The 18,092-nt window shown below is 61.5% G+C and carries 15 protein-coding genes; 8 read left to right on the forward strand and 7 right to left on the reverse strand.

Annotation, left to right across the window (positions count from 1 at the left end):
- The first annotated feature begins 1,163 nt into the window (after positions 1-1,163).
- Genes S58_RS20190 through S58_RS20200 form a run of 3 tightly spaced genes read left to right on the forward strand, consistent with a single transcriptional unit; the run spans position 1,164 to position 3,810 of the window.
- Positions 1,164-2,573 (forward strand): TadE/TadG family type IV pilus assembly protein, encoded by a 1,410-nt coding sequence (locus tag S58_RS20190; protein ID WP_015667220.1) that lies wholly within the window; start codon positions 1,164-1,166, stop codon positions 2,571-2,573.
- A 10-nt stretch (positions 2,574-2,583) separates the two neighbouring features.
- Entirely contained in the window at positions 2,584-3,144 is a 561-nt protein-coding gene (locus tag S58_RS20195; RefSeq protein ID WP_015667221.1) for a TadE/TadG family type IV pilus assembly protein, read from the forward strand.
- A gap of 12 nt (positions 3,145-3,156) precedes the next feature.
- Positions 3,157-3,810, forward strand: coding sequence for a TadE/TadG family type IV pilus assembly protein (locus tag S58_RS20200; protein WP_015667222.1), 654 nt, complete (start codon positions 3,157-3,159; stop codon positions 3,808-3,810).
- Between the two features lie 185 nt (positions 3,811-3,995).
- On the opposite strand, the gene S58_RS20205 is transcribed toward S58_RS20200, so the two are convergent.
- The 3 genes from S58_RS20205 to aspS all read right to left on the reverse strand — a co-directional run bounded on the left by S58_RS20205 (position 3,996) and on the right by aspS (position 8,902).
- Positions 3,996-4,703, reverse strand: a complete 708-nt coding sequence (locus tag S58_RS20205; RefSeq protein WP_015667223.1) for a septal ring lytic transglycosylase RlpA family protein — start codon at positions 4,701-4,703, stop codon at positions 3,996-3,998.
- Between the two features lie 291 nt (positions 4,704-4,994).
- A complete protein-coding gene (locus tag S58_RS20210; RefSeq protein WP_015667224.1) occupies positions 4,995-6,551 on the reverse strand; it encodes an ABC transporter substrate-binding protein in 1,557 nt (518 codons plus the stop codon).
- A gap of 578 nt (positions 6,552-7,129) precedes the next feature.
- Positions 7,130-8,902, reverse strand: a complete 1,773-nt coding sequence (gene aspS, locus S58_RS20215; RefSeq protein WP_015667225.1) for an aspartate--tRNA ligase — start codon at positions 8,900-8,902, stop codon at positions 7,130-7,132.
- 302 nt (positions 8,903-9,204) lie between these two features.
- Between aspS and S58_RS37650 the strand changes: the two genes are divergently transcribed.
- The 4 genes from S58_RS37650 to rnd all read left to right on the forward strand — a co-directional run bounded on the left by S58_RS37650 (position 9,205) and on the right by rnd (position 15,728).
- Positions 9,205-9,672, forward strand: coding sequence for a hypothetical protein (locus tag S58_RS37650; protein ID WP_015667226.1), 468 nt, complete (start codon positions 9,205-9,207; stop codon positions 9,670-9,672).
- On the forward strand, positions 9,641-12,622 hold the full coding sequence (locus S58_RS37655; RefSeq protein WP_144058354.1) for a phosphoribosyltransferase-like protein: 2,982 nt from the start codon (positions 9,641-9,643) through the stop codon (positions 12,620-12,622). The genes S58_RS37650 and S58_RS37655 overlap by 32 nt, the downstream gene beginning before the upstream one ends.
- A gap of 72 nt (positions 12,623-12,694) precedes the next feature.
- Positions 12,695-14,170 carry a protein adenylyltransferase SelO gene (locus S58_RS20220; RefSeq protein WP_015667228.1) on the forward strand — a complete coding sequence of 492 codons (1,476 nt, stop codon included), beginning with the start codon at positions 12,695-12,697 and terminating at the stop codon, positions 14,168-14,170.
- Positions 14,171-14,579: 409 nt separating this feature from the next.
- Positions 14,580-15,728 carry a ribonuclease D gene (gene rnd / locus S58_RS20225; protein WP_015667229.1) on the forward strand — a complete coding sequence of 383 codons (1,149 nt, stop codon included), beginning with the start codon at positions 14,580-14,582 and terminating at the stop codon, positions 15,726-15,728.
- Positions 15,729-15,814: 86 nt separating this feature from the next.
- Here rnd and S58_RS38665 read toward each other — a convergent pair whose 3' ends face one another.
- Complete coding sequence (locus tag S58_RS38665; protein WP_015667230.1) at positions 15,815-15,982, reverse strand: hypothetical protein; 168 nt, start codon at positions 15,980-15,982, stop codon at positions 15,815-15,817.
- A gap of 28 nt (positions 15,983-16,010) precedes the next feature.
- Here S58_RS38665 and S58_RS38670 point away from each other — a divergent pair, with 28 nt between their 5' ends.
- Positions 16,011-16,187 carry a hypothetical protein gene (locus S58_RS38670; protein WP_015667231.1) on the forward strand — a complete coding sequence of 59 codons (177 nt, stop codon included), beginning with the start codon at positions 16,011-16,013 and terminating at the stop codon, positions 16,185-16,187.
- A gap of 21 nt (positions 16,188-16,208) precedes the next feature.
- Here S58_RS38670 and S58_RS20235 read toward each other — a convergent pair whose 3' ends face one another.
- The 3 genes from S58_RS20235 to S58_RS20245 are packed head-to-tail and all read right to left on the reverse strand — an operon-like array spanning position 16,209 to position 18,038.
- The gene (locus S58_RS20235; RefSeq protein WP_015667232.1) at positions 16,209-16,787 is read right to left on the reverse strand and encodes an isochorismatase family protein; all 579 of its coding nucleotides are present in this window, start codon (positions 16,785-16,787) and stop codon (positions 16,209-16,211) included.
- Complete coding sequence (locus S58_RS20240) at positions 16,787-17,410, reverse strand: GNAT family N-acetyltransferase (protein WP_015667233.1); 624 nt, start codon at positions 17,408-17,410, stop codon at positions 16,787-16,789. The genes S58_RS20235 and S58_RS20240 overlap by 1 nt, the downstream gene beginning before the upstream one ends.
- Complete coding sequence (locus tag S58_RS20245) at positions 17,397-18,038, reverse strand: hypothetical protein (protein ID WP_015667234.1); 642 nt, start codon at positions 18,036-18,038, stop codon at positions 17,397-17,399. Before S58_RS20245 ends, S58_RS20240 begins: the two co-directional genes overlap by 14 nt.
- Positions 18,039-18,092: the final 54 nt, after the last annotated feature.

Genomic DNA, 18,092 nt, shown 5'->3' on the forward strand with positions numbered 1-18,092 from the left:
CGACGAGCTTCGCTCGCGCGCCCGCATCCGCCTTCGCTCTTCGAGCTACGGCGGACAAGAGCGGGGCGAGGTGCACCGAGCAAGTCGCAGCACCCCGACACAAAACTTCGATTCCGTACTTCTCGAACCGTCGTCGATCTGCGCGGAGTCGTTGGCGTTGCCTGATGATTTTCACGATGAGATTCTCGCGAGCTAAGGGACGCGTCTCCACGATCCCGCGGCTGAAGCGCCCGAGTTGTTCCGGTCGTTCGGCCCTCTACAATCGAAGAGGGCGCAGGGAATGCCGGGTGCTGGCCGCAACCCATGGCCCGCCTGCGAAAAAAAATGCAGGCGGCAGGTACCACAGGTGCTGCCGTCAACCGGCATTCCCTGCGCGATGGGCTTTTCGGCTGCTTCGCGCTCTCCTCGGGGACCGGCTTGTTTGCCCCCGTCATCCACGCGACGCCCGAAGGCATCGGCGCGAACTTGACACCAGCATCGGGGTGTCAGGACCACACGACTTGACCGCCTGCAGCCTGCCTTTCGTCCACGCGACACGCGCGTTGCGACAGACTGCAGCCACCGCCTCCCCACCTCACGTCTCGTGACGACCGCGAACCGTCCCTCTTCATCGAGGCGGGATGGCCGGAAATGTGGAGGTGATTTGCCCGACGAGGCAAGCGAAAAAACTGCGACAGACTAACACGACGGGCAGTTTGCGCATGGTTGAAATGCAGATATTGCCCGTCGGGCAGACCCTGGGTCGACTACGCTCGACGTGATCAGGCTTGGACTAACAGCATTCGCTATTTCCCTCGCCGTCATTGCGGACCGCCCTTGCGCCAAGCCATCAGGAGCGCCGCTTCACCCTGATGCTTCCCTGCGGCCTGCACCGGATTCTCAGCTCGGCGCGGACCGATGAATTGCCGCCAATTCAACTCAAGTTCTAACGAAGCGCATAACTACTCACATCGACTCTCCCACGCGTTGCATCGAGCGGAAGCATCGCACACGCCAGGGCTGCATTATCCGGATACAGTAAGCTTTGCTTAACCCGATACCCTCTATCGTGGAAACTACGGGAAACAATCTGCAACACAGCTCGGGCCCTGTTCTGGACGACAGTCGAGGCCGATCCCGGGGACGCTGAGACGGCCAACGCCGCCAAACGAGGGTGAGGGGTCATGCTGCACGGCCTGGTGCTTCGCTATGCACGGGATCGGAAGGCCAACGTTGCGGTCATCTTCGCCCTGATGATGGTGCCCACGATCTATCTGTTGGGCATGGCGCTCGACTACACGCAGAAGCAGCGCAGACAGAACCAGCTCGATGCGGCGGCAGATGCCGCGGCGATTGCGGCCGTCAGGCCGGCGATGCTGACTGAGACCAACGCCGACGTCGTCAAGGCGACTGCGGCAGCCGTGTTTGCGGCCAAGGCCGCGCTTCCCGGCCTGACGGCGGTGCCGACACCGACGATCACCGTCGATGATTCCGGACTGCAGCGGACGATCACCGTCTCCTACGTCGCCCAATCCATCAACAATTTCCCCTCGGTGCTCGGCAGCCCGTCATGGCAGGTCTGGGGCTCGTCCAAGGCGCAGGCCTCCAGCGCGCCGAACATGAATTTCTATCTGCTGCTGGACGACTCGCCGTCGATGGCGATCGCCGCGACCCAGACCGATATCGACAACCTGATCTCCAAAACGAGCGGCCAGCCGTCCGGGTCGAAGAATTGCGGGTTTGCCTGCCACGAGACGCACCCCAACCTCGACAGCGGGGCGAACTCGTCGACCAAGGACAATCTCAGCATCGCACGTACGAACAACGTGACCCTGCGGATCGACCTCGTGGTGAACGCCGTCAAACAACTGCTCGTCGGCCCCTGGTCCTGCCTGCAGGCGGGCGTCTCCGGCGGGGTCATGCAGTGCATGTCGGCGATCAACAACACCACGTACAAGGCAGCGATCTACACGTTCGACTATAATCTGAACACGGTCCAGACGCTGACAAGTCCCTCGACCGCCGGCACACAGATCTCCAACATCCAGCTGCTGACGGTCGACCACCAGAATTGCGTCACGACCTCGGTCTGCAACACCGACTTCGGCACCGACATCTCGGGCGCGCTCACCAGCCTCAACAACATCATGCCCAACCCGGGCAGCGGCACCAATCAGTCGGGCGATACGCCGCAGGAGGTGATCTTCCTGGTGACCGACGGGGTCGAGGACAAGCTCATCGCGAAGTCGGCAAGCTGCGACCCCAACGCAACCACTCCGCTCCCGGCCGCAGGCACGCAAGTGCGCTGCCAGCAGCCGCTCAACACCGCGATATGCGACACGATCAAGGCCAAGAAAGTCCGCATCGCGATCCTCTACACCGAGTATCTGCAGCTGACGTCGGACGGCTGGTACAACAGCCGCATCGCCCAGTTCAACCTCCCGTCCTCCTCGACCGGCACGATCGCACAGCGATTGAAATCCTGCGCCTCCCCTGGCCTGTTCGCGAACGTTCAGACGGGCGGCGACATTTCGACGGCACTGACCAATCTGTTCCTGAAGGTCGCGTCGAGCACCGCCAGCCTCGTGCAGTAAGGCCCCCGTCATGATCGGAGCACGAGCAGCATCACCGGCCGGGCACCGCAACGCCTGCCGGGCCTTCGTCAGCGACAACAGAGCTGCCACCGCCGTCGAGTTCGCGCTCGTGGCTGCGCCGTTTCTGGCGCTCATCATCGCGCTCATCCAGACGTTTCTCGTGTTCTTTGCGCAGCAGCTGCTCGAATCGGTGGTCCAGCAGTCGGCCCGCATGGTCATGACCGGGCAAGTGCAGGCCCAGACCCTGACTCAGGATGCGTTCAAGCAGCAGGTCGTCTGCAAGAAGATCCTCATCTTCTTCGACTGCAACGGAGTGATGATCGACCTGCAGGTGGCCAATGCGTGGTCCTCCGCCAACACGGCGATGCCGACGCTGACGTTCGACAGCAAGGGAACCGTCACCAACACCTGGCAATACAACCCCGGAAACGCCGGCGATATCGTCGTTCTTCGGGTGATGTATGTGTGGCCCGTCGTGCTGGGACCGCTCGGCTTCAATCTGTCGAACGTCTCGAACGGCAACCGGCTGATGATGGGCTCGGCCGCCTTCCAGAATGAGCCGTCCTCTTAGAAGGAGAAAGACATGCTTGCCGGCTTTCCGCTGCACGCACGCAGGCTGTGGACCGACGTCGACGCAGTGGCCGCAACCGAGTTCGCGATCGTGCTGCCGTTCATGCTGACGCTCTATCTGGGCGGTGTGGAGCTTGGCAACGGCCTCGCCATCAGCGTCAAGGTCAGCGAAACCTCGCACAGCGTCGCCGACATGGTTTCGCAGAACACGCAGGTGACTGCGGCCCAGATGCAGAGCATTCTTCTGGCATCGACGTCGATCATGGCCCCCTATGCGGTCAAGGACGACAACGGCAACTCGCTCATCACCGTCACCGTGTCGGAAGTCTCGACCGACAAGAATGGCAATGCCACGGTGCAATGGAGCCAGTCGACCAACTCGACAGCCGCGAGGCCGGTCGGCCAGAGAATGACGTTGTCGTCCTTCACCGGCACGGGCACCACCAACGCCAACATCTCGCTGATTCTGGGCGAGGTGTCCTACAACTATAAACCCAATCTCGGATCGGGGGTCACCGGCCCGATGACGATCTCGGACAGCTACTACCTGTTTCCGCGCTGCTCGACCAACAGCCCGACCACCTCGAGCTTCCCCTTCTACGACGTGAAGTATCCGGCGTCCGCGACCTGCACCTGCATCCAGCATCTGCGACAGAAGAGCTGCTAGCGCGGTCGGAACAGACTGTTCTCGATACAAACAGCCTCGGCCCTTCCCCACATACTTTCCGAAGTTCGCAATGCGGAGCGGCGGGCGCTTCATCTCGTCACGCACGGCCTCTCGCGAGGACGCACAGCGCAAGGGAACATCAGACGACGCCGTCGAGCAGCCCTCGGCAAATATCGCTCACCGGATTACTTCCCGGTCTGCGCTACTCCAAGAAATTGCAGCAAGGAGAGGCGCGTCGGCGCGGGGCGTGCCAGCGGCCGCGCATTGACGGGGGCAAGCGACTTGGGCACTCGCGGCTTCGGCCAGCGCACGACATCGAGGCGCACGTTCGCGAGACCCGAGTCGACCATGTCCAGCGCTGCTGCGGCGGCATAGGACAAGTCGACCACACGGCCGTCGACATAGGGGCCGCGGTCGTTGATCCGCACCGTCACGGCGCGCCCGGTGTCGAGCCGCGTCACGCGCAGGCGCGTGCCGAACGGCAGGCTGCGATGCGCGGCGGTCATGGCCGTGGTGTCGAACACCTCGCCATTGGCGGTCGGCTGCGGCGCCGTGTAGTAGCTGGCGAGGCCGCGCGGCACGTAACGCGGGCGACGCGGCGGAGCGCTCGCGACCGGTGGAACGGTCGTCTGCGGGATGGGGCTTGCCTGCGGAGCCGGCTGGGCCGGTGCAGTCTGCGTCAGCGCGGCCTGCTGGCCTGCAGCACCCTTGGCGAGGCCACCGCCGACATCCGGCGACCGCGCGCAGGCGGTGAGCGTGGCGGCGAACATCGCGGCGACGAGCCGGCGGACCAGCACGGTGCCGCCTGCGGCATCGTCGGTGCGCTGATGCGACCACGACGCACCGGCCGCGTTCGCAACGCCCAATGCACGTCCGCGGCGGGTTTCCGCCATGTCTCCTCCTCCCGCACCCCAGCGAGAGAAGTCGACTAGGCAAAATCGGCCTGTTGGCGACGGAACCGTGACGACGACGGTTCAAGTCGGTGGTGCTCCGGCGATGCAATACCGGCAGCACCGCGCAACGCAGCCGCTTGCAGCTCCACTGCTGCAGCTTGGTGTTGGCACAGGTGGGCGTTGTGATAGCTAAGCATGCGGCGGTACCGTGATGGGTAGGTACCTTGTCGTGAGCGCGCGGGCGGGGCGGCAACCTCGGCGGCTGTGCCTGCCACGCCCGCGCCTCGCGCCTCATTCCAGCTCGATCGCCTGGTAGGTGCCGGTCTCGTCGAGCGAGGTGCCCCAGATCTTGTGCGAGGCCTGGTGCTCGGCGCGTCCGAAGGAGAGCGTGCTGCCGAGGCCGAGATCGATGCTCTGCATCGACTCCAGCGTGTCGACCAGCCGTTCGGTCTCGAGCGGCGTCGTCTGCTTCAGCGCCTGGATCAGGATGCTCGCCGAGATGAAGCCTTCGAGCGAGGTGTAGTCCGGCGCTTCGCCGGGGAAGTACTTCTCCAGCGCGGTCTTGTAGTCGAGCACGAGGCTCGAATAGCCGGCCACCGACGGGACGCCCTGGGTGACGATGACGCCATTGGTGTATTTGGCCCCGAGCAGCTTCAACTCGGCCGCCAGCGACGACGAGCCGACGGCGGAGATGTTGGCGTAGATCAACCCCGGAACCGCCTCGTGGGTCTTTTCGATGAACTTCGCGGCCGCGCGGTCGGTTGCGATCATGATCACGGCCTTGATCGCCGGCTTGGTCTGCGCCTTCAGCTTGCCGACGGCCTCGTCGACATCCAGCGTGCCGCGCGGAAAGCCGTAGCGGATGATCGGATCGTTGATGCCGAGCGAGCGGAACGCCTTGGCGACGCCGTTGGCGCCGTCATCGCCATAGGCATCGTTCTGCGCGAACACGGCGATCTGCTTGGCCGGGATCCGCTTCACCTTCATCAGGTAACGCACGATCGCGGCGGTTTCTTCCGCATAGCTCGCACGATAGTTGAACACGTAACGGTCGGGCGGATCGCGGCGGACGACGGCGGAGCCGCTATAGGGCGCAAAGAACAGCGCGCGGCGCTCCAGCGCATAGGGAATCGCGATCGCGTTGTTCGCCGTCCCCATGTTGCCGATGAAGCCGAACACCTGGTCCTTCTCGTAGAGCTGGGTCATTGCGCCAAGCGTCCGGGTGGGATCATAGCCGTCGTCGGCCGCAATCAGCCGCAGCTTGCGGCCGTTGATGCCGCCGGCGTCATTGGCGCGGGCGAACGCGGTCTCGATCCCGAGCTTCATCTGGCGCGCCGGCTCCTTGCGAACGCCGGAAAAGGGAATGACGGTGCCGAAGCGGATCTCGGTGTCGCTGACGCCATGCGCGAGCGGGGGCGGCAGGTTGGCGGTGGGCTGTGTCGCCGCGGCCGCAGTCGAGGGCGCCAGCGCCAGGGACAGCGTGGGAGCTGACGACTGCTGCTGGCTGAGCGACCGCTCGAGCTCCGCCAATTGGCGTTCCGCGGTCTGGCAGTTCACCTGCGAGGACGCGACCCGGCCGCGCCCCTCGGCGATGAAGCTGTTGAAGCTGCGGATCAGCCCATCGCGCTCGCCGCCATTCGAAGAGCCCTGGCGGATCACTTCGCTGAACTGATCGATGATGGTCTGGACACGTCCCTGGGCAATCTCGCGGCAGGTCGCGGCCTGGCCGACGACAGGGCCGACACGGGAGGCGAGATCACGAACGACATCGGGGGAAATGGGAGCGGCGGAAGCGGCAGGTAGGAAGAAGCAAGTTCCGAGAAGGAGCGCACACCAGCGAACGGTCATTTTGAACTATCCGTCTTCTTTTGATTGGTTGGCTATGTTCACTACATGAGTCAGACAGGTTTTCTATTAAGGACAGGTTGCATGACACCGCAACCTCCATTCGGCCGAGCCTTCTCGCTCCGCGTTTGCTGCGCGCAGCGTCGCGCCCTTGTTCGAGCTGCGTCCTACAAGACTCCGAACTAACAACGGGTGCTATCGATTGATATTCAGAATCAACGCTTTGCCGTGCTGTTCCCGGACCTGCCCCGCGTGCGCTTCAGCGACATGCGCGCGATGATCCGACGCATGCGGGCCTGCTCGCACGCGGTCAGACGACGGGCATGAAGTTATCTGCAGACTTAATCAGCGTTGACGGGAGAAGATAGAATGCGCGGGAACGCCTTGAAGGCTGGATCACCTTGCGCTGGAACCATCGCGAGGTCGGCCATTGGCCGCCCGTTCGCAGCAGCCGGCCGCGTCGCGGTGCGACGAGCCGTAGCCCGGATGAGCGAAGCGATATCCGGGGCCTCACGAGCCGTGGGGGTGAACCCGGATGTCGCTTCGCTCATCCGGGCTACGGGTCGAAGGCGCCTGCCGAACTACTTGTTCGGCAGGTTGGTCTTGATGTGCAGCTCGCGGAGCTGCTTGGTCGAGGCTTCCGACGGCGCGCCCATCAGCAGGTCCATGGCCTGCTGGTTCATCGGGAACAGCGAGATCTCGCGCAGATTGGTGGTGCCGCAGAGCAGCATGACGATGCGGTCAACGCCCGCGGCCATGCCGCCATGCGGCGGGGCGCCGTACTGGAAGGCACGGTACATGCCGCCGAAACGGTCGACGACCTCCTGCTCGCCGTAGCCGGCGATCTCGAACGCCTTCACCATCGCTTCCGGCTTGTGGTTGCGGATGCCGCCCGAGGCGATCTCGTAGCCGTTGCAGGTGATGTCGTACTGGAACGCCTTGATGGTCAGCGGGTCCTGGGTCTGCAGCGCCTCCAGGCCACCTTGCGGCATCGAGAACGGGTTGTGCGAGAAGTCGACCTTCTTGTCGTCCTCATTGTACTCATACATCGGGAAGTCGACGATCCAGGCGAGCTTGAACTGATCCTTGTCGGCGAGGTTCAGCTCATCCGAGACCTTGTTGCGGGCGAGGCCTGCGAACTTCCAGAACTTGTCAGGATCGCCGGCGACGAAGAAGGCCGCATCACCTTCCTTGGTGCCGATCTGGCTGCGGATCGCAGCGGTGCGCTCCGGACCGATGTTGTTGGCGAGCGGACCCGCGCCCTCGCCGCCCTCGCGCCACATGATGTAGCCGAGGCCGGGCTGGCCTTCGCCCTGCGCCCAGGAGTTCATGCGGTCGCAGAACGCACGTGAGCCGCCACCCGGTGCCGGGATCGCCCAGACCTGGTTCTTGGGGTCCTCGAGCATGCGCGCGAACACCTTGAAGCCGGAGCCGCGGAAGTGCTCGGAGACATCGGCCATCTCGATCGGGTTGCGCAAATCGGGCTTGTCGGAGCCGTATTTGCGGATCGCCTCGGCGAACGGGATGCGGGCCCAGTTCTTGGTCACCGGCTTGCCCTTGGCGAAATCCTCGAACACGCCGGTGATGACCGGCTCCATCGCCGCGAACACGTCCTCCTGGGTGACGAAGCTCATCTCGACGTCGAGCTGATAGAACTCGCCCGGCAGGCGGTCGGCGCGCGGGTCCTCGTCGCGGAAGCACGGCGCAATCTGGAAGTAGCGGTCGAAGCCCGACATCATCAAGAGCTGCTTGTACTGCTGCGGCGCCTGCGGCAGCGCGTAGAACTTGCCGGGATGGATGCGCGACGGCACCAGGAAGTCGCGCGCCCCCTCGGGCGAGGACGCGGTCAGGATCGGCGTCTGGAATTCGAAGAAGCCCTGCTCCTTCATCCGCCGGCGCATCGAATCGATGATGGCGCCGCGGGTCATGATGTTCTGGTGCAGCTTCTCACGGCGCAAATCGAGGAAGCGGTACTTCAGCCGGATGTCCTCAGGGTACTCCTGCTCGCCGAACACCGGCAGCGGCAGCTCCGCGGCGGGGCCCAGCACCTCGATGTCGGCGACGTAGAGCTCGACCTGCCCGGTCGGCAGCTCGGCATTGTCAGTGCCTTCGGGGCGGTGACGCACCTTGCCTTCCATGCGCACGACCCATTCCGAGCGCAGCTTCTCGGCGAGGCTGAACGCCTTGGAGTCGGGATCGACCACGCATTGGGTGATGCCGTAATGGTCGCGCAGATCGACGAACAGCACGCCGCCATGGTCGCGGATGCGATGGCACCAGCCGGACAGCCGGACCGTCTCTCCGATGTTGCTGTCGCGGAGCGCGCCGCAGGTATGGGTCCGGTAGCGATGCATGGTCGTCCTGAAACTAGATTTGAAAAGGGAATCGGCGCACGTTTGGATGGAGCTGCCTGCGCGTCCGTTTAGCCGAGCCACTTGCACACGGCAACCAACTGTCTGGGGTCAAATCGACTGAAGTCACGCTAACCTCTCAGGTTTCGACGATGTTCACAGAAAACATACCAAATGTAGTACCTTCGGGTCACAGAATGCCTTATTCAACCCAACCTGCGTCAGAATCTGAGTCTTGAGTAACCGTGCAGATCGGCGTAAATATGTTCGCCATTTGTTCTAAACCTGAGCACGGGATAGCACCCATGGAACTACACTCTTCCGATGCAATCACTATCGATGCATTCTGCGCAGCATTTGTTTCTGCGCTAGTGGCGAACGGCATTACTTCGATCAGGCCTAGAAGCGGCTCTGCCCGCCGCGGCTTCCAAGCCGTCTTGAACAAACTTGACAAAATAATTGCTGAAACTAACGATAAAGATACATTGTACGATTTGCTTAAGATACGTACCTCGCTCGCCCCAGGGCTAAGCGGGTCTTACGATAATTTCGAAGCTCATCTTCGTGGGCTTCAGACCAGCATGGTGTCCTCCCCAAATCCTGCGTTTGCTGACCTCCGTTTCAACGTCTCTCCATCATATGCTCAAAGCGCGTTAGATCGTCTCGACAAGAGATGGTCCGAGCTTGCAAAATCAGCTGCAAAAGAATTTGAAATGTTAGGGAAAGAAATGTCGGCGTCCGATGAAAGACAATACGGACTTTCCAGCACTTGATACATTCCTGGAGATCGAGAGGCTTCTCTTTCTGGGCAAGGCCCCAGAGGGGCTGCTTGATTTCGAAAAGGGGTTAAATTCCGCTTTTGATCGCTTAGGTTTCACGGACTCATACGTCACGTCTCAAACAGACAGATTTGATGATCCCAGATGGCCGGATCACGCAACCGTTGAAAAGCAAGCCGCTCATGTTTCGAAAGTAGTCAAAGATATAATTTGGGGAATGATCGAACTCGATCGTACCACAGTAGCGATCTTAGATTCACCTATACTACAGCGCCTCCGATACATTCGCCAAAACGGCTTTACATACCTTGTTTATCCGTCAGCTTCCCACGCGAGACTTGAACACTCGCTGGGTGTGCATGCGGTTGTATCAAAATACATTGCCAGCATAAACGCGAGCACGAAGCAACCGAGGCAATTTTCCGACGGACTAACGTCGCATGAGATTTGCGAAACTTTATCGCTCGATCTCAAGCATGCCGCCATTCTGCACGATATCGGGCACTTTCCTCTATCACACGTCCTGGAAAAGATCTTCGAGTCCGAGCCCATCAAGTTCCAAATCGGCGGCAGTTCGATCAGAGACTTCGAAATTTGCCTTATGAAAAAGCTCCCCAACAGCGACTCTCAACTCAGCGAGAAGCTTAGTATTGCCATATTGCTCTCACCACGATTTAAGCGATTCTACACCGCGCTCCGGAAAGACAAATGGGCCTACCTGCGAGTAGCTTGCCTAATATCTGGCACACCACTCGATCCAAACCTTCCAGGCTACAGCCAATTAATTTCAGGCTCGGTGGATTGCGACAAGGTCGACTATCTGCTGCGCGACTCGACTATGTGCAACGTTCCGGTCGCCATTGACCAAACCCGTCTTTTCCTAAGCTCGACACTGATTGAATGCACCGGAACTACAACTCAGAAACTCGCAGATAGAGGAGTATTGAATCTTCAAGACGCAGATCTTGATCGTCCAGCCCGCATACTTGTTCTTAACAGCGCTGGAGTCGATACTATCGAGGAAATCGCTTTTGCGAGAGCCACTCTCTACGAGAGAGTTTATAGACATCCGGTGACACGCAATGCAGAACGAATGCTTGCAGTGGCAATATTCAACGCAGCAATCGAGACGGAGGACGAGGATTGGAGTGAAGTCCTCACTTCGTTTACCGAAACCGACGATACGCTTTTAGACAGACTCCTCAAAACAAAATGCACGTCTGCCCAGCAGCTAGCTCAAAAACTGAGAGGACGAAACCTACCAAAGCGGGCCTTTGCATTTTCTCCAGACTTCTACGCTCCGATAGTACCGTACGTTAGCATATTTTCTGGATTGAGCGCAGCAGACGCCGCGCCATTTTATCACCACGAAGTCACTTCCAAGGACCCGTTTCACGAAATAGTACAGGGGCTAAAAGAGAAATCTAAAACATTTAGGTCCAGCAAAATCCATTTGGAACTCGAACAACGCATTGCCCACGAAGCTCTGATCATTGCAAGCGAACTAAGCAAAAAGGGAACTGCCACGCCTGTGGGCACCCCAATTGTTTTCTTCATCCCCCTCCCCGACCACAGCTCAACGCCAACTTCCTGCGCTATATTTACTCACGAAGGCGAACTCGAAAGCTCTGGAGACTACTCGCGAGCCCAGCAGTTGATTAGCGCGAAGGAAATTGGTCGCTCAATCGGCTTTGTAAACTGCTCTCCCGACTGGGCCGAAATCGTATTTCTCGCTGCCCAGCGCGTTTTGTATGACTATTTTGGAAACGATATCGGGCAAATGGATATAGATCTGCGATTCGGAAAAATCTCCGATAGCTCGCACGCGCGACTTGTCCAAGTCCGAGTTCTAAAGCGATTTTACATTGCGGAGAGCTTAGCAGCTCGCCGCTGCCGACTTGATCGCAAGACTTTAACGTCCTATCGTGAAAAGCTTTCCAAAACGGGGTACTACGACAAGAAGCCTCGTTTAGCGGTCCCAGAGAGACGCACGACGAATATCGAGGATATTGCCGATCGCTTCAAAGAGTTTTCTGGGCAGTACAATTGGCAGGTAACCGTCGAAACAGTTCGCCAGTTTTTGAATCAGTTCCCACCAAGATTCCGGGAGGATGCCCGCAGACTTTTGGCTTCTCTTAGTTTTCTCAATCGGGAGACCGCGAGCGCCTTGCTACAAGAAGCGGTTGAAAAGACAATACAAGCCATTCGTCAAGACGACGAAGCCCAAACGATTCATTTAGTTCCGCTTGCAGGCACCAGCGCTCATATGGCGCTCGAGCTTCTTAAGCAGGAATTTCGGCAAGACCTGCGCCTCATCGGAATTAGAATTCACAAGTCTGTCCATGAGATGCTCGGCGTTGCCAAGCCCGGAGAGAATGTCATATTTGTTGATGACAATATTAGTTCCGGCACGCAGTTTTCGGCGCAACTGCTCAGGTGGCTCGGCCTACAAGACAAGAGCGATAAGGCCGAGGTCCGCAAAGAAGCAGGCATCGAGTTTTTCGAGCTTGATGATAATGCCAAATCTCGGCTGCGAGAGCTGAAAGTTAGACTATGCACTTGCGTAGGTAAGGATGATAGTTACGGCAATGTAGAACGACACTTAGCTTTTGTTGACGCTGGCCTGAAATTTCTGGGACTGTCCTACGGGAGAGCATTGGCAGCTGACCCGCTTAGTCCGACTGAAATTGCCCCAGCTTTCTTGGATTTCTTACGTCACGTTGGAGAGGAATGTATTCGCTCGGTTTCCGAACTCCCAGTCATTGACGACGTCTGTCGATCCAAAGCTCTCGGCTATGGAAACACTCAAGGTCGAACCGTTACGCTTTGGAACGTGCCAACTTCGACATTTACTGCGCTGTGGTGCCCTGGGATTGTGGATGATGAACCTTGGTTTCCCTTATTTGTAAGACGCGGCTATGCGGATAGGCTGGTGGTTGCATAACATAGCTTCAGCCGTGTCAAAATAGCACTCTAAGGGTATCGAAAAGCACGCCCATGTGCTTATTTGCCATCGATGACTGTGCATTTCCCCTTCCAGAACTCCTACGCCGCGCTGCCGGACAATTTCTTTGCCCGGGTGGCGCCGACCCCCGTCGCCGCGCCCCGGCTGATCAAGCTCAATCGGCCGCTGGCCGAGGAGCTCGGGCTCGATCCGAAACAGCTGGAGACGGCCGAGGGGGCCGAGATCCTGGCCGGCAAGACCGTGCCCGAGGGGGCCGAGCCGATCGCGATGGCCTATGCCGGACACCAGTTCGGACATTTCGTGCCGCAGCTCGGCGACGGCCGGGCGATCCTGCTCGGCGAGGTCGTCGACCGCAACGGCGTCCGCCGCGACATCCAGCTCAAGGGCTCCGGCCCCACCCCGTTCTCCCGCCGCGGCGATGGCCGCGCGGCGCTGGGACCGGTGCTGCGCGAATACATCGTCAGCGAGGCGATGGCCGCGCTGGGCATCCCGACCACCCGCTCGCTGGCGGCCGTCGTGACCGGCGAGCAGGTCAACCGCGGCATCGCCCTGCCCGGCGCCGTGCTGACGCGGGTCGCCACCAGCCATATCCGGGTCGGCACCTTCCAGTATTTCGCGGCGCGCCAGGATACCGAGGCGGTGCGCCGGCTCGCCGACCACGTCATCAGCCGGCACTATCCGGATCTCGCCGGCACCGAGCGGCCGTATCACGCTTTGCTCGACGCGGTGATCGCGCGGCAGGCCAAGCTGATCGCGGACTGGCTGCTGATCGGCTTCATCCATGGCGTCATGAACACCGACAACACGTCGGTCTCGGGCGAGACCATCGATTACGGCCCATGCGCCTTCATGGACAGCTATGATCCGAAGCAGGTGTTCTCCTCGATCGACGAGTTCGGCCGCTACGCCTTCGCCAATCAGCCGCGCATCGCGATGTGGAACCTGACCCGGCTGGCCGAATGCCTGCTGCCGCTGTTCTCCGACGACAAGGATCAGGCGATCAAGGACGCCGAAGCCGCGCTCGACGGTTTTGCCACTGATTTCACCGATGCGCATCAGGCGGGGCTGCGCCGCAAGCTCGGCCTGTTCACGCAACGCGAGGGCGATCAGCCGCTGGCGCAGGCGCTGTTCGACGCGATGGCCAACGCCAAGGCCGACTTCACCCTGACCTTCCGCCGCCTCAGCGATGCCGCCGGCAGCGGTGATCTCAGCGAGGTCCGCGCCCTGTTCGAGGATCCCGCAGGCTTCGACGAATGGGCACAGCGCTGGCGGCAGCGGCTTGCCGAGGAGCCGCAGACCCCGGCCGAGCGGCGCGAGGCCATGCGCAAGGTCAATCCGGCCTTCATCCCGCGCAACCATCGCATCGAGGCGGTGATCACGGCAGCGGTCGAGAACGACGACTACAGGCCGTTCGAGGAGCTGCATGCCGTGCTGGCCAAGCCCTATGACGACCAGCCGGCATTCGCGACCTACACCGAGCCGCCCCAGCCGGAGGAGCGCGTGCTGCAGACCTTCTGCGGCACCTGACACGCAGTCTTAACCTCGCGTCCACCATCGCCTGTACCGCGCCCGGGTCGTTAAGAAACGCTCAACGCAGCCCCGACAAGTTGAAGCAACAGGTCGGGGAGGTCGCGAACGTGGACGCGCTGGTGTTCGAATTCATGGGTCTGGCGATGATCGCCTTGTGCCTGATCGTGCTCGCCGTGCCCTCGGCGCGTCGGCCCTCGGGCCGGGTCAGGCATCACTGAACAGCGTTCTCGGCCGGGCGGCGGCAGGCCCCGCGTCAACCATAGAGCGATCAGCCGACGCTTCGGCGCTTGCCTTCGCGCCCGATTGGGCCGACAAGCGCAACGAATTTATTCCCCGCCCTTTGCCGACACCCTTGACTTGTCAGCGTTTTCGGACGACGGCGTAAGAGCCTCGTCATGGATCGTTCATGGACTTGATCACCACCACCGCGGACCTCGCAGCCGCCTGCGCCCGCCTCGCCCAGCACCCGGTCATCACCGTCGATACCGAGTTCCTGCGGGAAACCACCTACTACCCCCTGCTCTGCGTCGTGCAGCTGGCCAGCCCGGACGAGGCCGTGGTGATCGACGCCCTCGCCGACGGCATCGATCTCAAATCGTTCTTCGAGCTGATGGCCAATGAGAAGGTCCTCAAGGTCTTCCACGCTGCGCGGCAGGACATCGAGATCATCTGGCACCGTGCCGGCATCGTGCCGCATCCGATCTTCGACACCCAGGTCGCCGCAATGGTGCTGGGGTACGGCGACAGCATCGCCTATGACCAGCTGGTCGAGCGCATCACCGGACACCGCCCCGACAAGACCCACCGCTTCACCGACTGGTCGCGCCGGCCGCTGACCAAGGAGCAGGCGCATTACGCCGAGGCCGACGTCACCCATCTGCGCGACGTGTTCGCCGCACTCGACGCCGATCTGAAGAAGCGCGGCCGCAGCGACTGGGTCAGCGAGGAGATGGAGATCCTGACCTCGCCCAAGACCTATGATTTCCATCCCGAGCGCGCCTGGGAGCGGCTGAAGACGCGGGTCCGCAAGCCCAAGGAGCTCGCGGTGCTGATCGAGGTCGCAGCCTGGCGCGAGCAGGAGGCGCAGAGCCGCGACGTGCCACGCAGCCGCGTCATGAAGGACGACGCGGTCGGCGACATCGCCACCCACGCCCCGACCTCGATCGAGAAGCTCGGCAATCTGCGCTCGCTGCCCAAGGGCTTCGAGCGCTCGAAATGGGGCTCCGACATCGTCGCCGCCGTGCAGCGCGGCCTGGCCCGCGATCTCGCGGCGCTGCCCAAGCTGGAAAAGCCGCGCAACAACTCCAATGGCGCTGCGATCGTCGAGCTGCTCAAGGTGCTGCTGCGCATGACCTCGGAGCGCCACGCAGTGGCGAGCAAGGTCATCGCCACCGTCGATGATCTCGAGCAGATCGCCGGCGACGACAATGCCGAAGTTGCTGCGCTGCAGGGCTGGCGCCGCGAGCTGTTCGGCGAGGCCGCGCTGGCGCTGAAGCACGGCAAGCTCGCGCTCGCGATCGAAAAGGGCCGCGTCGTCCGGGTCGACCGCCCCTGACGCACGGGCCGCCACGATCGGCCGCGTCTCAGGGAGTTGACTCAGTTGATTGCGGAGCGCACCACACGCTGTGGTGGTGCCGCAGATCATTCGGGGCTGGCCTGCCCCCTCAACTCCGCCTCTATTGTCTGAGACACCTCAACCAGAGCCATCGACAAAATGTAGACGCTCGTCGGCAGGTCGAGCTGACGCGCCCTCGCGATGGCCGCCCGGAGGTTGCTCGCCAGCTCTCTGAGCTCTTCCTCTCGGGTCATGTCGCGTTCTCGTTCCTGGAGCTGCCGCGTGAGCAAAGACGATTGCGAACCGCCGGAACAGAAGCTGTTGCGCCTGCTCAGCGAGAATCCCGTCGACCTGCCCGTCGTCGAGGCCCTGCGCCTCGTCGTGGCTTTCAACAAGATCAGCAATCCGGCCGACCGACGCATGGTCATCGATCTGGCCGAACGACTCGCCGCAGGATGATACCGCTAATCAGTGGCGCGGTCACACCGCGAGCCGGCCGCTGGCACCAATAAGCTCAGCGCTGTCGAGAACACCGGCGAAATTGCTGATCACCTTGGTGACGACCAGCTTGTAGGAGGCGACGTCGCCGACGCAGGCCTGGCGGCAGGCCACCGCATCGGCGATCACCTGATAACGGTGGCTGCGGTGGAAGCCGTCGACGACCGTGGAGAGGACCGTCTCGTCGAGCGAGAAGCCGAGCAGGACGCAACGCATGCTGCGCATGTTCGACATGTACTCGGCAAACCGCGCCGAGCTGTAGGCCGACGGCAGCGGGTGCTCGAACGCGAGCTCACCCGGCCTGGGTTTGAAGTCGTCGAGCCAGTTGGTCAGGTTCGAGGCCGGATTGAACCAGGCCGCCTGCGCGATCCGCTTGAGATGGATGACCGGCCAGAGATTGTCGCGCCAGAGCGCGATCAACTGCCGGCACCGTGCCATGATGACGTCGCCATCGGCGATCAGGTGCTTGCGCCCTTCCGCGAGATATTCGCACTGCAGATCCGCGCACACCAGAACCGGCGGATCCGCCTCGGTCACACCGAACAGATCGCGGCTCGACATCACGGTCTCGCTGCAGCGAAGTCACGCAGCGGCGAGGACGCCGGCCGGCCGGCAGAGAGATCGAGCACACCCGGCCGATCCCAATCGCCTTCGGGACGGATGATCAGATAGGGATCGCTGTCCAGCGTGATCGCGTCGTCGCACGGCGCGAGGTCCAGCACCATCTCGGTATAGGAGAAATCGGAGAAGGTGAGCTTGCGATTGTGACCCAGCGGCTTCGCGCCGAAATGCGCCCAGAAGTCGATCAGGCGATCCTGGGCATGACCGTACGCCTTCTTGAAGCCCTTGCGGCGGCAATAATCGAGCGCCTCGCGGACCAGCTTGAACGACAGCCGCGAGCGCCGATATTGATGGCGCACGGCAAGCCGCTCGACCTTGGCGAAGTCGCCGAAGAAGCGCACGCGCACGCATCCTGCCGGTTCCCTGCCGACAAATCCGATGAAGTGCGCCGCAACCAGATCGTTGCCGTCGAACTCTTCCTCCATCGGGCAGTCCTGCTCGGTGAGATAGACTGCCGACCGGATCGCAGTGACGAGCATGAGATCGTTCGGATCGCGCGCGATGCGCACCGTGATCGCGCGTGGATTCGATTTTGCCGCTCTGGCCGAACTAATGCCCTGCATCCGCAACACTCCTTTGTGCAAAATTCCCGACCGACTGGATCGACGGCGCAATCACCGCCGGCAGCCTGTTCCATGGCCGCTGGTAGCGCCAGAGATCCGGCTGAAAGCTTGGAACCGGCTCGAATCCGAGTGCTCCGAGCAACGCGCGCCCTTGCGGACTGGACGGTTGCGCGTAGTAATCGGCTGCATGAAACCGCGGCCCGCGCAGCACCTGCGCGACGTTGCCGAGCCCGATCGCTCCGCGTCCCTGCGCGACCAGCGCCCAGACGTAGATCGCCGCAGCCGGCTCGTCCGGCCGCGCCAGATATTTGCGCGGAGGATCGTTCAAATTGAACTCTTCCAGAAGCAGCGCGTCGAGACCCGCACAATTCAGGTAGAGAAAGGCGATGCCGCCGAGCAGCTTCCCGCCGCGGCAGAGCACGAAAATCGAGTTCGGATCGTGCCGCAAGAACTCCGCGAGCTCGCGTTCCGACGCCCGCACGCCCGGTATTTCGCGCCTCGCCATCGCCGCAAGCTCGCCGAGTTTCTCGGGCGTGACCGCCCCCACCGTAATCAGATCAGTCCGCGGCAATGCGTCCAGCTGATGTCGCAGTGTGAATTCTGTGCTTCCGCGCTGCGGTTTCTGCATCTATGTTTCCAGCTTGGCTTTGATGACGTCATCATACTTGTCGGGGCTGGAGTG

Origin of the sequence: Bradyrhizobium oligotrophicum S58 (assembly GCF_000344805.1) — a bacterium.
Taxonomy (GTDB): Bacteria; Pseudomonadota; Alphaproteobacteria; order Rhizobiales; family Xanthobacteraceae; genus Bradyrhizobium; species Bradyrhizobium oligotrophicum.

Bases quoted from the DNA above. Each gene is read 5' to 3' on its own strand.
- S58_RS20195 (WP_015667221.1), top strand. From the start codon at position 2,584: ATGATCGGAGCACGAGCAGCATCACCGGCCGGGCACCGCAACGCCTGC.
- S58_RS37655 (WP_144058354.1), top strand. From the start codon at position 9,641: ATGAAAGACAATACGGACTTTCCAGCACTTGATACATTCCTGGAGATC.
- S58_RS20220 (WP_015667228.1), top strand. From the start codon at position 12,695: ATGACTGTGCATTTCCCCTTCCAGAACTCCTACGCCGCGCTGCCGGAC.
- S58_RS20205 (WP_015667223.1), bottom strand. From the start codon at position 4,703: ATGGCGGAAACCCGCCGCGGACGTGCATTGGGCGTTGCGAACGCGGCC.
- S58_RS20210 (WP_015667224.1), bottom strand. From the start codon at position 6,551: ATGACCGTTCGCTGGTGTGCGCTCCTTCTCGGAACTTGCTTCTTCCTA.
- S58_RS20235 (WP_015667232.1), bottom strand. From the start codon at position 16,787: ATGTCGAGCCGCGATCTGTTCGGTGTGACCGAGGCGGATCCGCCGGTT.
- S58_RS37650 (WP_015667226.1), top strand. From the start codon at position 9,205: ATGGAACTACACTCTTCCGATGCAATCACTATCGATGCATTCTGCGCA.
- S58_RS20245 (WP_015667234.1), bottom strand. From the start codon at position 18,038: ATGCAGAAACCGCAGCGCGGAAGCACAGAATTCACACTGCGACATCAG.
- S58_RS20200 (WP_015667222.1), top strand. From the start codon at position 3,157: ATGCTTGCCGGCTTTCCGCTGCACGCACGCAGGCTGTGGACCGACGTC.
- S58_RS20190 (WP_015667220.1), top strand. From the start codon at position 1,164: ATGCTGCACGGCCTGGTGCTTCGCTATGCACGGGATCGGAAGGCCAAC.
- S58_RS38665 (WP_015667230.1), bottom strand. From the start codon at position 15,982: ATGACCCGAGAGGAAGAGCTCAGAGAGCTGGCGAGCAACCTCCGGGCG.
- S58_RS20240 (WP_015667233.1), bottom strand. From the start codon at position 17,410: ATGCAGGGCATTAGTTCGGCCAGAGCGGCAAAATCGAATCCACGCGCG.
- rnd (WP_015667229.1), top strand. From the start codon at position 14,580: ATGGACTTGATCACCACCACCGCGGACCTCGCAGCCGCCTGCGCCCGC.
- aspS (WP_015667225.1), bottom strand. From the start codon at position 8,902: ATGCATCGCTACCGGACCCATACCTGCGGCGCGCTCCGCGACAGCAAC.